At 62.1% G+C, this 15,510-nt stretch carries 10 protein-coding genes; 5 read left to right on the forward strand and 5 right to left on the reverse strand.

Going from position 1 to position 15,510, the window contains the following annotated elements; all coding sequences use genetic code 11:
- The gene (locus VES88_12885; GenBank protein HYN82392.1) at positions 1-1,284 is read right to left on the reverse strand and encodes a dipeptidase; all 1,284 of its coding nucleotides are present in this window, start codon (positions 1,282-1,284) and stop codon (positions 1-3) included.
- A gap of 121 nt (positions 1,285-1,405) precedes the next feature.
- On the opposite strand from VES88_12885, the gene VES88_12890 reads away from it, so the two are divergent.
- Positions 1,406-2,758 (forward strand): aminotransferase class I/II-fold pyridoxal phosphate-dependent enzyme, encoded by a 1,353-nt coding sequence (locus VES88_12890; GenBank protein HYN82393.1) that lies wholly within the window; start codon positions 1,406-1,408, stop codon positions 2,756-2,758.
- Between the two features lie 407 nt (positions 2,759-3,165).
- Here VES88_12890 and paaZ read toward each other — a convergent pair whose 3' ends face one another.
- Together paaZ and pcaF are read right to left on the reverse strand one after the other, a co-directional pair.
- Positions 3,166-5,313: a phenylacetic acid degradation bifunctional protein PaaZ gene (gene paaZ, locus VES88_12895; GenBank protein ID HYN82394.1), complete on the reverse strand. Its 2,148-nt coding sequence runs from the start codon at positions 5,311-5,313 to the stop codon at positions 3,166-3,168.
- A gap of 120 nt (positions 5,314-5,433) precedes the next feature.
- Positions 5,434-6,651 carry a 3-oxoadipyl-CoA thiolase gene (pcaF, locus tag VES88_12900; GenBank protein ID HYN82395.1) on the reverse strand — a complete coding sequence of 406 codons (1,218 nt, stop codon included), beginning with the start codon at positions 6,649-6,651 and terminating at the stop codon, positions 5,434-5,436.
- 154 nt (positions 6,652-6,805) lie between these two features.
- Between pcaF and paaG the strand changes: the two genes are divergently transcribed.
- The 4 genes from paaG to VES88_12920 are packed head-to-tail and all read left to right on the forward strand — an operon-like array spanning position 6,806 to position 12,193.
- Complete coding sequence (paaG, locus tag VES88_12905; protein ID HYN82396.1) at positions 6,806-7,597, forward strand: 2-(1,2-epoxy-1,2-dihydrophenyl)acetyl-CoA isomerase PaaG; 792 nt, start codon at positions 6,806-6,808, stop codon at positions 7,595-7,597.
- A complete protein-coding gene (locus VES88_12910; GenBank protein HYN82397.1) occupies positions 7,598-8,803 on the forward strand; it encodes a 3-hydroxyacyl-CoA dehydrogenase NAD-binding domain-containing protein in 1,206 nt (401 codons plus the stop codon).
- A gap of 13 nt (positions 8,804-8,816) precedes the next feature.
- Positions 8,817-10,928, forward strand: coding sequence for a transketolase C-terminal domain-containing protein (locus tag VES88_12915; GenBank protein HYN82398.1), 2,112 nt, complete (start codon positions 8,817-8,819; stop codon positions 10,926-10,928).
- On the forward strand, positions 10,925-12,193 hold the full coding sequence (locus tag VES88_12920) for a 2-oxo acid dehydrogenase subunit E2 (GenBank protein HYN82399.1): 1,269 nt from the start codon (positions 10,925-10,927) through the stop codon (positions 12,191-12,193). Before VES88_12915 ends, VES88_12920 begins: the two co-directional genes overlap by 4 nt.
- A gap of 9 nt (positions 12,194-12,202) precedes the next feature.
- Here the strand turns inward: VES88_12920 and VES88_12925 are convergent, their stop codons facing one another.
- On the reverse strand, positions 12,203-15,055 hold the full coding sequence (locus tag VES88_12925; protein ID HYN82400.1) for a HEAT repeat domain-containing protein: 2,853 nt from the start codon (positions 15,053-15,055) through the stop codon (positions 12,203-12,205).
- The gene (locus VES88_12930; GenBank protein HYN82401.1) at positions 15,052-15,438 is read right to left on the reverse strand and encodes a BlaI/MecI/CopY family transcriptional regulator; all 387 of its coding nucleotides are present in this window, start codon (positions 15,436-15,438) and stop codon (positions 15,052-15,054) included. Before VES88_12930 ends, VES88_12925 begins: the two co-directional genes overlap by 4 nt.
- Positions 15,439-15,510 lie beyond the last annotated feature (72 nt).

Raw genomic sequence — 15,510 nt, forward strand, 5'->3', positions numbered from 1 at the left:
CTATCGAGCCGCGCGACGTTTTCGTGCCGGACGCGGAGGTCCATCCAGCTCGGCGATTGTTCGCGTCGACGGTCCGCGAATGCTCCTGAGATTCGCCGAGACCTGCTCCGCCCGTTCCATCGCGCGGAGAATGTTTTCGCCGGCGAGCTTTCGGAGATCTTCGTCCGACCAGCCGCGATGTGCAAGCTCCGCGAACAGCGCCGGATACTTCGAGACATCCTCGAGGCCCACCACGACGTCCGTAATGCCGTCGAAGTCGCCCCCGATGCCGACATGGTCGACACCCGACACGCGCCTCACATACTCGATTTGCTCGACAACGTTCGAGATCACCGCTGCGGGCGGAGGCTTCAAAACACGGCGCGCGGTGATCTCCCGACGAATCGCCAGGGTGTCGCGGCCAAGTTGCTTGCGCAGCTCTGCCTGGAACAGCCCGTCTTCATGCGCGTACGCGGCGACCTCGCGCGATACGAATGCGGTCACGAACGGAATCATCACGACACCACCATTTCCCGGCATGCGCCTGAGAATCGCGTCCGGAACATTGCGCTTGTGATTCACGACACCCTGCGCGCCCGAGTGTGAAAAAATTATGGGAGCCGCCGTTACATCGAGGGCGTCGCTCATCGTTGCCGGCGCCACGTGCGACAGGTCGACGAGCATTCCCATGCGGTTCATCTCGCGCACCACTTCCTTGCCGAACTCGGTGAGGCCGCCGTGCTTTGCGGAGTCCTGCGCGGCGTCGGCCCAATCCGTCGTCACATTGTGCGTCAGTGTCATGTATCGTGCGCCAAGGTCGTAGTACATCCGCAATGTGCCGAGTGAATTCTCTATCGCGTGCCCGCCCTCGAGGCCGAGGACCGACCCGATTTTGCCCTCCTTGTGCGCGCGTCTGAGATCGCGCGCGGTGAGTGCCCATGCGAGCCTCTCGGGATATCGCTCGACTATCCGGCGGGCGATGTCGATCTGCTCGAGCTGCACGCGGGCGAATCCTGAGTCTGCAATCTCACCCGGGATGTAGATCGACCAGAATTGTCCGCCGACCATTCCCTGGCGAAGGCGCTCAAGATCAGTGTGACCAGCGGTTCGCTGGCGAAGATCGTAAGCATTGACGTCGCGCGGCGCCGTTCTGCTCTCGCGAATTGCCCACGGAAGATCGTTGTGCCCGTCGATCAGCGGCGTCGTCGAGAGGATGCGCCGCGCGCGGTCGAGATCGGTTTCAGGTTGTCTCGATACCATCGGCATGCAGGCCGTGAGCATCAGGAGCGGCAGTTTCCATCTCATTTGATGAGGATCCGGAACGACAGCGGGCTCTCCGTCGCATGCAGCCGGAGAGCGCACGAATTGCGAAGAAACAAAGTATAACGCGCTGGACGCACCTACTCCATCGCGCTAGAATCCGCGTATGACTGAGCGCGAAGCGGGCACGCTGGATTTTGGAGACCAGGGCTCGCTCGACGCTGCACTCTCCGACATCGCGCACGGACTTCGGGAGTCGGGAATCCTGCGGGTCACGCGCCACGTTCGCGGAATGATCGCGCGCGGCGAGAAGGTGGTGAATCTCACGGTCGGCGATTTCGATCCCCGCTACTTCCCGATTCCGCGAAAGCTCGCCGAGGAGATCCAGGCGGCGGTGGGGCGCGGCGAGACCAATTATCCGACGCCCGAGGGGATGCTGCCGCTGCGGCAGGCGATCTCCGACTATGTGTATCGCACCGCCGGCGTGCGATATCCCATCGAGGCGATTGTCGTGTGCAGCGGAGGCAGGCCGGTTCTCTATGGAGCGTACCGCGCGATCCTGAATCCAGGCGACAAGGTGCTCTACTCAGTTCCGTCATGGCAGAACGACGCGTACTCGTGGCTGACGGGAGCGGAGTCGATCGAAATCGAAGCGTGTCTGGAGACGGGGTTCCAGCCAACGCTGCAGCAGCTTGCGCCGCATCTCTCGAAGGCCACGATGCTGTGCCTCTGCTCTCCGGGAAATCCAACGGGCACGGTGATGACAGCCGAGCAGCTGACGGAAATTCTCGAGGCGGTGGTCGAGGAGAATCGCACACGCGAGGCAGCGGGACGACGTCCGCTCTTCGTGCTGCACGATCAGATGTACGGCGCCCTGGTCACAGAGGGGCAGAAGCACACTTATCCCGCCGCGGCAGTGCCCGAGTCGGCGCGTTACGTGATCTCAGCCGACGGTGTTTCCAAAGCGTACGCGGGGACTGGACTCCGAGTGGGCTGGATGCTCGTGCCCCCGGCGATCGGCGCGCGGATTCGCGATCTCCTTTCACACGCGGGTGCGTGGGCTCCGCGCGCTGAGCAAATGGCCGTGGCGAAATTCCTGAACAATCCCGAGGCGATAGCCGAGTTCCGGGCGGACATGGACGCGCGATTGAGGGAGCGTCTGACGGCCCTGCACGAAGGTTTTGAGGATCTGGAGCGGGACGGCTATCCGGTCGCGTCCATCAATCCTCAGGGCGCGATCTACTTCTCGGCTTGCTTTGCTTTGCACGGTAGCAATTTCGGTGGGAAGCAACTCGAGACGGATGACGATATCCGCGTGCTGCTACTCGAGCAGGCCGGCATTGCTGTCGTTCCTTTCCAGGCGTTTGGCGTCCGCGGAAATACAGGATGGTTCCGGCTTTCTGTAGGCGCTGTATCGATGGAAGAAATACGGGACATGTTTCCACGCATTCGTTCGTTACTCGATCAGTTCTCTCGGCCGCCGGTCGGGACGCGTGAGGTGTCCGTCGGTCTTCGCTAACAACTGCGCACTCTACGGAGCCACGCTTCCGCTCCGCTTTCTTCCAGAAAGCTCCGCTCCAGAGCCGCGTGTCTCCTCGGTGCTTGTGTACGCTACGCCGACGGACACCTCACGCATCCCTCCCTCTCCAATGTCAGTTGGGCGGACGTGAAGACTCAACATTCCGTATCGCAATCAGGCGCGCGGGAGCGGCCCCTACTTCAACCTCTGCATTTTGCTGCGACATCCGCTGGGCAGGATCGCAGTGGGTCTTGCGGCGTAGCGTACACAAGCACCGAGGAGACCGACGGCTTTCGGAGCCGCGGCTCCCGGAGGGAGCCGCAGCGTAGAGTCGGGCTCCGTAGAGTGCGCAGAGTTAGCGCAGCCGCGGGACCCACGACGATCCCAGCCCGCACACAGATCCAGAACTAAGTGGTTACGGGCTGATCAGACGCAGCGGGCGCGCGGGTAGCAGGAGCGCGCGGATTCGGAGGCACACCATCCGGCGGAGCGTCGTTTGCGTCGGGGTCTTTTGATTTCACGTGACGCTTCACGAGGGTCAGGATCGTGTAGACGGCTACGGGCTCGGCGTTCTGGTTCGTCACCTCCACGTCCCAGGCAACGACGCCCTGCGGGATCTGGTCGGGCTGCGTGTCCTTAGGAGTCTTCAGCTTGCAGGTGAGCTTCACCTGGATCGTGTCACCGATGTACACGGGCTTCACGAATCTCAGATTATCCAGCCCATAGTTGGCCAGCACCGGGCCGGGCGCGGGATCCACGAATAATCCCGCGGCTGCCGAGAGCACGAAGTACCCATGGGCTACGCGCTTCTCGAACAGCGACTCCTTCGCCGCGATGTCGTCCATGTGCGCGTAGAAATGATCGCCGCTGATTCCCGCGAAGTTCACGATGTCGGCTTCCGTTACGGTTCGGCGATGCGTCACGAGCGTCTCGCCAATCTCCAGCTCGTCGAAGTATTTGCGGAACGGGTGAATTCTGTCCGTGGGCTGAGCGGCACCCTTGATCCACTCATTCGATACGCGCGTGAGCGTCGTCGGTGACCCCTGCAGCGCGGTGCGCTGCATGTAATGAAGAGCTCCTCGTACGCCGCCCATCTCTTCGCCGCCGCCAGCTCTACCCGGGCCGCCATGCACAAGGCCGGGAAGGGGAGAGCCGTGACCTGTCGACGCCTTCGCGCTCTCGCGGTTGATGATCATCAGCCGCCCGTGATGTGATGCCGTTCCAAGCGCGACGTCACGGGCTACGCGGTCGTCGGACGTGAAGAGAGAGCCGACGAGACTTCCCCGTCCCATCTTCGCCAGCTCAATTGCTTCTTCAACACTCTCGTACGGCATCACCGTGTTCACGGGGCCAAACGCCTCGATGTTGTGCGGCTCGAGAGTGTCGAGCGGCGAATCACAGTAAAGCAGGGTCGCCGGGAAGAACGCGCCTTTCGACTTGTCACCAGAGGCGACCTCGAAGTCGTCCGGATTTCCGAACACGAGCTCGGACCCGCGCTTCAGCTCCTCCACTCGCTCCCGCACTTCCTTCACCTGCGACTTGCCAACGAGCGGCCCCATCCTGATTCCGTCCGTCCGGGGATCACCGACCTTCACACCTGCGAGACGGTTTTCGATCGCCTCTATCGCGTCGTCTGCCATCGCCAGCGGCACGAGAGTCCGCCGAATTGCGGTGCACTTCTGTCCCGCTTTCACTGTCATCTCTCGCACTACTTCCTTGACGAAAAGATCGAATTCCTCAGTGCCAGGCGAGGACTCCGGTGCCAGCATAGAGAAGTTCAGCGAATCGGCTTCCATGTTGAAGCGAACAGCGTTGTCGACGATCGACGGCATGCTCTTGAGCTTTCTTCCCGTGGACGCCGAGCCGGTGAACGTCACAACGTCCTGACCCGTGAGATGCTCGAGAAGATCGCCCGTTCCGCCCACGATCAGCTGAAGCGCACCCTCGGGGAAAATCTTCGACTCGATCATCGCTCTCACCATTCCCTCGGTGAGATACGACGTGATCGTCGCCGGCTTGACTATGGCCGGCATTCCGGCGAGCAAGGTGGGCGCGAGCTTCTCCAGCATTCCCCAGCACGGGAAGTTGAACGCGTTGATGTGAACCGCCGTTCCTTCGAGCGGCACGCAGATATGACGGCCGACGAACGTGTTGTCCTTGGAAAGCGGCTCGACATTCCCCTCGACGTAATACGTCTCATTGGGAAATTCACGGCGGCCCCTGCTCGAGTACGCGAAGAAAGTCCCGATGCCCCCCTCGATGTCGATCCACGAGTCTATCTTGGTTGCACCGGTGGCTTCGGAAAGCTTGTAGAACTCTTCCTTTCGCTCCATCAGATACTTCGCCATCTCCTTCAGCATCCGCGCGCGCTCGTGGAACGTCATCGCCCGCATCTTCGGACTGCCGACGCCTCGCGCGTACTCGAGCATTCCCCTGAAGTCGAGTCCTTCGCTCGTGGCTTCGGCGATTGTCTCGCCCGTGACGGCGTGAACTAGAGGAGCTCCGTTGCCTGCTCCCTCGACCCATTCGCCGTGCGCGTAACTCCTGAGCTTCATCGATTTCCCTTTCGGTGATTCTGATTTCGACGGAAAGCCATCATTGTGTTCGGCCCCCTGCGGTCGACGACTCGTGGACGACCGGAATGAATCCGTCGAACGAAAAAATATTGGCCGGGCTCACACGCGCTCGATGATCGTGGCCATGCCCTGGCCAACCCCGATGCACATCGTGCAAAGCGCGTACTTCCCGTCTTTTTCCGCCAGCTCGTGCATCGCAGTCAGCAGAAGGCGCGCTCCCGACATGCCGAGCGGATGGCCGAGCGCGATTGCACCACCGTTCGGATTCACGCGCGGGTCGTCATCGTCGAGGTTGAGCTCGCGAAGACACGCGAGCGATTGCGCGGCAAACGCTTCATTGAGCTCGATGACCGACATGTCGTCGAGTGTCAGTCCTGCTTTTTCGAGTGCCATGCGCGAGGCCGGAACCGGCCCCATCCCCATTATCCTCGGCTCCACACCCGCAACAGCCGACGCGACGACCCGCGCTTTTGGCTCGAGCCCAAGTCGCTCGACCGCGGCCTCGGATGCAACGTAGATCGCGCACGCGCCGTCGTTGATCCCTGAAGAGTTCCCGGCGGTTACCGAGCCCTTTCCATCAGTGCGGAACGCGGGCTTCAGCTTTGCCAGCTTCTCCATTGTCGTATCGGGACGCGGGAACTCGTCCATCGCGAACTCGTGGGATTCCTTCGCCTTGCCGGCGGGCGGTATCGTCACCGGCGCGATCTCCCGGTCGAATCGGCCGGTGTTCCGTGCGTCGGCCGCTTTCTCCTGCGACCTGCATGCAAACGTATCCTGGTCAACACGTGTCACCCTGAGCTGCTCGGCAACATTCTCGGCGGTCTGACCCATCGAGTCGATCCCATAGGTGTCGCGCATCTTCGGATTCACGAACCGCCATCCTATGCTGGTGTCGAACATCTCGAAATTGCGGGAGAACGGCTGGCTCGCCTTTGCCATGACGAACGGGGCGCGGGTCATGTGCTCGACGCCACCCGCGATGTAAACATCGCCATCGCCCAGGCGGGCCGCGCGCGCGGCGTTCACCACGGCACTCATCCCCGACGCGCAGAGGCGATTGACCGTTTCGCCCGGAACAGAAGTCGGCAGACCGGCAAGGAGCAGCGCCATCCGCGCGACGTTGCGATTGTCCTCGCCGGCCTGGTTGGCGCAGCCGAAGATCACGTCGGTAACGCTGTCCGCGGCGATTTTCGGATTGCGCTCGACGAGCTTCCTGATCACGTGAGCGGCCAGATCGTCGGCGCGGACGGATGCGAGGGACCCGCCGAAGCTTCCTATTGGGGTACGGATGCCGTCTATGAGATAAGCGTCGGGCATGAGGAGAATCTAACAGCGCGTGAAACGGATCAGACGGATGGAACGGATCAAAAGTGCCTTAAAGGGTTGAGCGTCAGCAATTGATATGGAAGTCGTAGCCCGGATGCTTACCTTCAAGTTCCGATGGGATTGAAAAACTAAGCTGGACAGGCAAATGCCCTACGAATTCATTGTCGTTGAAGCTGCGGCCGGCGTGATGACGATCACGCTCAACCGACCGGAGGTGCTCAACAGCTTCAACGCTCAGATGGCTCGTGAGCTGCGCGACGCGTTGGAAGCCTCGCGCGCCGACAAGACTGTGCGCGCGGTGATCCTTACCGGAGCGGGGCGGGCATTCTCTGCCGGCCAGGACCTCTCGGAAGTGCCGGCGGCAAACGAAGGAGGAGCGTTCGACCTCGGTGCCACCGTGCTCGCGACATACAACCCGGTGATCAAGGCGATTCGAAAGCTGGAGATTCCGGTCGTCTGCGCCGTGAACGGTGTGGCTGCTGGTGCCGGCGCCAATCTGGCACTCGCGTGCGATATCGTGCTCGCCTCGGAGACAGCGTCGTTCATCCAATCGTTCGCGAAAGTCGGGCTCATTCCCGACAGCGGCGGGACTTTCTTCCTCCCGCGGATTGTCGGGCTGCCACGTGCCACCGCCATGATGCTGACGGCGGAAAAGATCGATGCCCGGCGCGCCTATGAGCTGGGGATGATCTACCGTGTGTGCTCCGCGGACACGGTCCAGACAGAGGCGCTGACGCTCGCGACCGAATTGGCGGCAATGCCGACGCGCGGACTGGGCCTCACCAAGCGTGCGCTAAATGCGTCGATGTCGAACGATCTCGACGCGCAGCTCGAGCTCGAGGCTGACCTTCAGCGCGAGGCGGGCCGCACAAAGGATTTCGTGGAGGGCGTCCGCGCGTTCCTGGAGAAGCGAAAGCCGAACTTCACCGGGGAGTAGGTGGAGGCACCGGGACGGAAGTCGAAGGTCGGCGTCGTTGGTGCAGGCGCGATGGGAAGTGGAATTGCGCAGGTCGCCGCGACATACGGACATCCGGTCATACTGTACGACACGAGCTCGGAAGCGCTGAGCCGGGCACGCGCGGGCGTCGAAAAAAATCTCGTGCGTTCGGTGGAGAAAAGTCGTATCAGCGCAGATGATGCGGACGCGATTCGAGATCGGATCACGTTCGCCGGTGCCGATACGACCGGCCCGGGCCCGCTCGACGTATTTCGTGGCTCGGACCTGGTGATCGAGGCCGTCATCGAGCACCTCGACGTGAAACGCGACCTGTTCGCACGTCTCGAATCGGTGCTTGGCAACCACGCCATCCTCGGCACCAACACTTCATCTCTCTCGATCACGGCTATTGGGCGTGACTGCAAGCATCCGGAACGCGTGATCGGCATTCATTTCTTCAATCCGCCGACGGTGCTGCCGCTGGTCGAGATCGTTCCTGGGCTCGCCACCAGCGAGGACGTGACGACGGCGGCACGTGCGTTGATCGATGCGTGGGGAAAGACAACCGTGCGCGCTACCGACACACCCGGCTTTATCGTCAACCGCATCGCCCGTCCTTACTACGGGGAAGCGTTGCGCATTTTTGAGGAAGGCATTGCCGACATGGCGACGATCGACTGGGCCATGAGAGAGCTGGGTGGATTCAAGATGGGGCCGTTCGAGCTGATGGACTTCATCGGCAATGACATCAACTTCGCGGCGACACGCTCTGTTTTTGAAGGCACGTACTTCGACCCGCGCTACAAGCCGTTCGTGACGCAGCAGCGGCTTTTCGAGGCAGGGTTCTTCGGCAGAAAGAGCGGTCGCGGCTACTACGACTATTCTCCAGGAGCGAAGCTGCCGGAGCCGAAACAAGACCGAGCACTCGGCGAAACAATCTTCGATCGAATCATTGCGATGCTGATCAACGAGGCGGCCGACGCAGTCCTGCTCCGAACCGCGAGCCCGCAGGACGTCGACCTGGCGATGACGAAAGGCGTGAACTATCCGAAAGGTCTTCTCGCCTGGGCGGATGAAATCGGGATTCCGACAGTCCTCGAACGATTGGAATCACTTCAATCGGAGTATGGTGAGGACCGGTACAGGCCCAGCCCGCTACTCCGGCGCATGGCAGCGCGAAGTACCACGTTCTTCCATGCCGATTGACTAATTTCAGCGAATGACGGGTACGCTTACACCTCCTTCCCCTTCAGCCGGCGCCGCGACCGCAGGCTCTCGATTGGACTGGAAGCGTATTGCCTACCTGGTTCTGGCGTCGCGGGGGCTGGACGACACGGAAGAGCAAAAGCTCATGCCGGAAAAGAAAGTCGTCTATCAGTTTTCCGCGCGCGGGCATGAGCTCGCGCAAATCATTCTCGGCTCGCGCCTCGATGGCGAGCACGACGCGGCCGGCGCGTACTACCGGTCGCGTCCATTGTTACTGACGCTCGGACTCACCCTCGAGGACGCGTTTGCAGGGCCGCTCAGAAAATCCGGCGGCTTCAGCGACGGCCGCGACATCGGAGTCGTCTGCAACCTCCCGAAAAAGAATGGCACGATCGTACTGCCGATGTCCGGAGACGTCGGATCGCAGTACACGCCATCGGTTGGCTGGGCGCAGGCAATCACCTACCATCGCGACGTTCTCAACGATCGATCCTACGATCGCTCGATAGCAGTCGTCCTCGGCGGCGAAGCGTCGGCTGCAACGAATGGTTTCTGGTCCGCTCTGACAATCGCGACGACGCTCAAGCTTCCGATCCTCTTCTACATCGAGGACAACGGATACGGAATCTCGGTTCCGGGATATCTCCAGACACCGGGCGGCAACATCGCGGCGAATCTCGCGTCGTTTCAGAATCTCTATATCCGCGATGGGGACGGCAGCGACCCCGGTGAGGCGGCGGGACTCATCGAGGATGTGATCGGCCACGTTCGGGACGGAAAAGGTGCCGCACTGCTGCGGCTGCGCGTCCCGCGTCTATGCGGCCATTCCGGCCAGGACACGCAGGCTTACAAGTCGCCGGAGTTCATCGCCGACGAGGAGTCGTGCGATCCGCTCCCGAAACTGAGGAAATTCCTCATACCGGCAGTGATGTCCAAGCAGGAATTCGCCGAGCTCGAATCGAAAGCTGAACGCGATGTAAAGGCGGCGCTCGATGGCGCTCTCGCGCGGCCGGAGCCTGATCCGGCGCGGATCACTCGCTACCGATTTTCAGAGACCGGTGACGACGGCAAGCTGGACGTGCAGCAGCTGGGCGGGCTGGCCGCGAGTGGCTACGAGTTTCCCCCTTCGAGCGACCAGCCTCAGCCCGAAGCGCAGCGGACGAACATGCTCACGGCAATTCGCCGGACACTCGAGCACGAGCTCCGAATCAACCCGAGGGTTCTTGTTTTCGGCGAGGACGTAGGGCCGAAAGGCGGCGTCCATGCCGCGACGATGGGCCTGCAGGACACCTTTGGTGACAAACGCGTGTTCGACACGAGCCTCTCGGAGGAGGGAATAATCGGACGCGCTGTCGGCATGGCAATCGCCGGCCTGATGCCGGTCGCCGAGATACAATTCAGGAAATACGCAGACCCCGCGACGGAGCAGCTGAACAACTGCGGGACGCTGAGGTGGCGAACGGCAAACCGGTTTGCTGCACCAATCGTCGTGCGGCTACCCGGTGGATTCGCAAAAGTCGGCGACCCCTGGCACAGCGTGTCGGGCGAAGTGATGTGGGCGCACGCCATCGGCTGGCAGATGTGCTATCCGTCGAATGCCGAGGATGCGGTTGGACTTCTGCGCGCGGCGCTGCGCAGCAACAATCCGACGATCTTCTTCGAGCATCGCCATCTGCTCGACGGGCCGTGGGCGCGGCGCCCGTATCCCGGCGACGATTACGTACTTCCGATGGGGAACGCGAAGATTACTCGGAGTGGCGACGCACTCACTGTGGTGACGTGGGGCGCGATGGTGGAGCGATGCGAGCTCGCTGCAAAGAAAGTCGGCGAGTCTGTCGAGATCATCGATCTCCGCACGATTTCGCCATGGGACCGGAAGACTGTGCTCGACTCCGTGTCGCGGACCCGGCGCTGCCTGATCGTTCACGAAGACGGCATCACGGCCGGATTCGGGGCCGAAGTAGCGGCGACTGTGGCGCAGGAAGCGTTCTTCCATCTCGATGCGCCCATTCGGCGTCTCGCAATTCCCGACATTCCCGTACCGCACAATTTCGCTCTGATGGAGGCAGTCGTGCCGGGCGTCGAGTCGATCGCTGAAAGAATGAGAGAGGTGCTCGAAGCATGACGGTGGCAGGAACGGGCATGGTGGACGTAACGCTTCCAACCGAACAGAGCGAAGGGACGGAGAGTGTGATCTCGCTCTGGTTCAAGGCGATAGGCGACACGGTCGCGCAAAACGAGCCCTTGCTGGAGGTGAGCACCGACAAGGTAAATGTCGAGATCGCGGCGCCCGCGAGCGGCACGCTCGCCGAGATCCTCAAGAAGGACGGCGACAAGGTCGAGCCTGGTGATCTTGTGGGGCGCATTGCATTGGAAGGCTCGACCGGCAAGTCGGAGCCGACTTCGACAAAACCGTCGGCCGAGCCGGACAGCATGCCACAAGCGGACGGCGCGTCCAGGACGCCCGCGGTCGGAACTCGCGTCGTTGGAGACGCGGCAGCGGAGCTGAGTCCAGCGGTGCGGCGGCTCCTGAAGGAGCACAATCTCGACCCGTCCACAATCACGGGCACAGGTCGCGGAGGACGGATTACACATCAGGACGTGATGAGCGTTATTTCTTCCGCGGAAGGCGAAGACGCGCGCGGCTCAGTGGAGACTCCCTCTCGCGCAGCCAGTCCCGGGCGCGCCGCGTCGGCGATTCCCAGCCGGAGCGTGCCACACACGCAAATGCGCCGCAGCATTGCGCAGCACATGGTTCAGAGCATGTCCGTGGCGCCTCACGTGACGAGCGTCTTCGAGGCCGATCTTTCGGCGGTGACAGCACACCGGGACACTAACAAGGCCGACTTCCAATCCCGTGGCGCCAGGCTGACCTACACTGCGTACTTCGTTGCCGCTGCGGTCGAAGCGCTGAAGACGGTACCCGAAGCAAACAGCCGGTGGCACGACGACCGTCTGGAGATTTTCGGCGACATCAACATTGGCGTCGCGACCGCCCTCCCGAACGGCGGGCTGATCGTCCCCGTGATTCGGAAGACGCAGGATCTTGATTTGTTCGCGATCGCCGAGCGTCTCGGAGACCTCACAGAGCGCGCGCGGAGCAGCTCGCTCGATCCGAAGGATGTTCAGGCCGGCACGTTCACCATCTCTAACCATGGAGTGAGTGGCAGCCTCGTCGCCTCGCCCATCGTGATCAACCAGCCGCAGGTTGCGATCCTCGGCGTCGGAAAGCTCGAGCGCCGGGCCGTCGTTGCGGACGTGAACGGCAAGGAAGAGATCGTCATCAAGCCGATGTGCTATGTGTCGCTGACAATCGACCACCGCGTGCTCGACGGTTTCCAGGCAAATCAGTTTTTGACGAGATTCGTCGAGGCGCTCGAGACTCAATAAGCAGTCGGATCAGCGCTCCGAGAGTAGCTCTCGCGCCCGGTTCCTCACTCGCGAATCCCCGCTCGACCCCGCCAGCTCCCGGATCGCCGGAATCCCGGCATCATGATCGAGCTCCGACAGAATCTCCACCGCCTCAAGTCTGATCGCCTCGCTCGGATCTCCGGTGATGATCGATTTCAGAAATGCGACCGCGGTCTGCGAATCCGTATGGTCCGCATAGGTCTCCATCGCCTGGCGCCTGAGGTCCTCGGGACCGATAGCCCGTGCCACGTCGCGCACAGCGTTCAGCGAAGCCTGGCTGCGCTGGTCCCCCAACGCTTCGATTGCAGCGCGCCGCAGCTCGGGATCAGCATCGCTTTTCGCTATCGATATCAACGCGGTGCTGGCGGTCTCTTCGTCGACATCTCCAAGAGTTTCGATAGCCTCCTTTCGCACCTCGGCCCGGGGATGAGTTCGCGCAAGCATCACCAGCTCTCGCACGCTGCTTTCCGACGGCGAGGCGTCGCCCAAGGCCTCTGTTGCCTTGACCTGGACCGCCGGGTCAAGGCTCCGCATCACGAGGTCGCGCAGGATCGCGGCCGCGCGATCATCATGCACTTCGGCCAGTGTTTCAACCGCCTCGAGACGCACCGACCGGTCGGGGTCGCTCTGAATGATTTCCCTAAGAATGTCGAGTGCCCTGCCCGGGGGCTGGGAATCGGCGAGCTCTTCGATTGCCTCGCGCCTCACCTCAGCGTTTGAAGCATTGCGGGCAAGGTCGGCGATTGCGGCGAAACCATCCTGGTTCATGTTGCCGAGTGCTTCGACTGCTTCCGTACGGAGGTTGGGTTCGCCGCTGCCGCGCGCGAGGTTAGTCAGGAACGAAATGACACGAGGCTCGCGCCGCTCGCCGAGCGATTCCACAGCGACGCTGCGAAGACTGCTGCTCTCGAGAGTCGTGGCGAATGCCAGTAACGTGTCCGTCGCCTCGGCGAGGGCCATATGCTCGAACGCTTCGATTGCCTCCTTTCTGAGGTTGCTGCTTCGATCGTTGCGCGCGGCACGGGCAAGCGCTGCCAGGGCGCGGCGGTCGGAGTAATCGCCCAGCACCTCCGCTGCTTCCTTTCGCACCGCATCGGACTCGGTGCGGGACTCTAGCCAGCCGATGAGTGGAGGCAACGCCGCGTTGGCGTCCCTGTGAACGCCGATGGCCGAGACAAGATCGCGTCGAACTTCGAGTGTGCGCTCGCCCGCCGCGAATGATTTCAGTTTCGCAACGCTCTCAGCGTCGGTGGCCGAGTCGAGCCATATCGCTGGCGCTCCCCCGAAGTAGACCGGGAACGCGAACGATCCGACATGAACCCGTCGGAGCCGATCGCTCCCGCCGGCCCTGTCGAACTGCAGGAAGATCGCCACGGAAGTCGGCGCGTGATTGCCGACGAGTGGAGCAAGAGCGGCGCCCGTGAATATGAGATCGCGTGCGCTTCCAATCCTCATTCGCCCCATGAACGTGGAATTGCCCGAGCGCACCGGTGTCTCGCGGTCCGAGTAATACATGCTGCGGGCGCTTGGATCGCCCGCGACGAGATAGCCTATCCAGTATCGGCTCGATCCCAGCGAGCGGGCGCGCTGCTCGGCCCACCGCCATCGCTCGGCAAACGAGCCAGCGCCCGAGTAGCGTAATACTGTGTCCGGATTGGACTGCGCCGGATCAGGCATTCCCTTCGGAGTGTCGGGCTCGTCAGTGAGTAGTCCCAGGACATCGAGCCGCGCAGGCACCGTCAGATCAGCAGCTCGTCCCATTGCGGGGCCGGTGGTAAAGAGCGCCGCGAGTATTGTGATCACACCGGCAATCCAGCGGGCTCCGAGATCGACGTGGGCCGGCCCGCCAGTCATCAGGCGCAGTGCGCGCCGCAGCAGCGTTCCGCTCTTGCCGCCTGTCGCAGCCGCGGCAAAACCGAATCCAGCATCACGAGACTCCTCGAGCGCGAGCAAGGCAGCCGTGTAATTCCTTCGGTCTCCGCCGCAGGCAAGGACCGCAATGTCGTCACAGCAATTCTCCCGTTCCTCCCTGATCCGGTCGGACAGCCACCAGGCTGCGGGGTGAAAGAAGAGGAGTGTTTCGACAACGGTCTGAAGCAGATTCGCGAGATAGTCGTAGCGCCGGATGTGTGCGATCTCGTGAGCGAGCAGCATCTCGAGCTGTGAAGGCGTCAGTCCCGAGACGAGACTCACAGGAAGAACAATTACCGGCCGTATCCAGCCGACGACAACGGGAACCGCGAGGCGGGATCCCTCGAGGGCGCGAACAGCGCGGCGTACGCCGAGATTTTTGGAGATTCGTGCAACGAGGAGTCGTACGCCTTCCGATGCCGCGGCCGTGCCGTCGCGGACGATGCGACGCGTTCGTGCGACGCCTCCGATCATTCTTACAGAGAGGAGGACCAGCCCAATCAGCCAAGCCGCGACGAGCCACGGCAGAGCCGGCTCGAGAGTGCTCAGCATCCACGTGCGCCGATCGACAATTACAGCGAAAGTCCCGGCCGGCTCGACCGAATTTGCAGCGAGCAATGCCTCGTCATTCGAGCTCGGCTCAGGAGCCGAGCGTGACACAACTCCACTGGGCGAAGCCGGAGCGCTGATTGCGCTGGGCGTAGCCGGAGCTTTCGTTGCGCTTGGCACGACCGAGCTCTGTCTGTCCATTCTCGCGGCGGTCGCGACAGGCAACACGAGCATCAGCGCAAGTCCGATCATTCCGATCGCATAGCGTAACGATGCAGCGCTGCTTCGAGTCGCCCAGAAGGCGAAGGCGAGCACGAGAGCGATCACCCCGCCTTCCCACACGGAGTGAACCAGTGTCCAGCCGATGAGCTGCATCGTCATTTGTCCTCCGGCGTCCGGGCGTTCAGCAGCTTGCGGATTTGTCGAATGTCTTCCGGCGATGCGCGCTTCGTCGAAAGCGCCTGCATCACGAGATTGGCCGCCGACCCCTCGAAGACGCGATCCAGGAGATCGGAGACGACGCGCCTCTTGACCGACTTTTCAGGCACCGCGGCGCGATAGACGTGCGATCGCTCGCTCTCGTCCCGCGCAACCAGTCCTTTCTCCGCCATTACCTGGAGAGTCTTCAGCACGGTGGTGTATCCGATGTCGCGCTTTCGCCGCAGAGCGGGATGTATCTCGCGAACCGTCTGGGGACCTTTCCGCCAGAGCACGTGGAGTATCTCGAGCTCCGAATTGGAGGGAATGGGGGTGCCTGCGGTCATCCGCGCTATCTCCTGAAGGTGCCTTCATTCGCAATATACGAGAGGTCTCGTATTTCGCAAGTACGAGTGCTG

The sequence above is a fragment of the Gemmatimonadaceae bacterium genome (genome assembly GCA_035633115.1).
Taxonomy (GTDB): Bacteria; Gemmatimonadota; Gemmatimonadetes; order Gemmatimonadales; family Gemmatimonadaceae; genus UBA4720.

What these genes read in the sequence shown, in the direction of transcription:
- VES88_12885 (HYN82392.1), bottom strand. Translation starts at nt 1,284, where the DNA reads ATGAGATGGAAACTGCCGCTCCTGATGCTCACGGCCTGCATGCCGATG.
- VES88_12890 (HYN82393.1), top strand. Translation starts at nt 1,406, where the DNA reads ATGACTGAGCGCGAAGCGGGCACGCTGGATTTTGGAGACCAGGGCTCG.
- paaZ (HYN82394.1), bottom strand. Translation starts at nt 5,313, where the DNA reads ATGAAGCTCAGGAGTTACGCGCACGGCGAATGGGTCGAGGGAGCAGGC.
- pcaF (HYN82395.1), bottom strand. Translation starts at nt 6,651, where the DNA reads ATGCCCGACGCTTATCTCATAGACGGCATCCGTACCCCAATAGGAAGC.
- paaG (HYN82396.1), top strand. Translation starts at nt 6,806, where the DNA reads ATGCCCTACGAATTCATTGTCGTTGAAGCTGCGGCCGGCGTGATGACG.
- VES88_12915 (HYN82398.1), top strand. Translation starts at nt 8,817, where the DNA reads ATGACGGGTACGCTTACACCTCCTTCCCCTTCAGCCGGCGCCGCGACC.
- VES88_12920 (HYN82399.1), top strand. Translation starts at nt 10,925, where the DNA reads ATGACGGTGGCAGGAACGGGCATGGTGGACGTAACGCTTCCAACCGAA.
- VES88_12925 (HYN82400.1), bottom strand. Translation starts at nt 15,055, where the DNA reads ATGACGATGCAGCTCATCGGCTGGACACTGGTTCACTCCGTGTGGGAA.
- VES88_12930 (HYN82401.1), bottom strand. Translation starts at nt 15,438, where the DNA reads ATGACCGCAGGCACCCCCATTCCCTCCAATTCGGAGCTCGAGATACTC.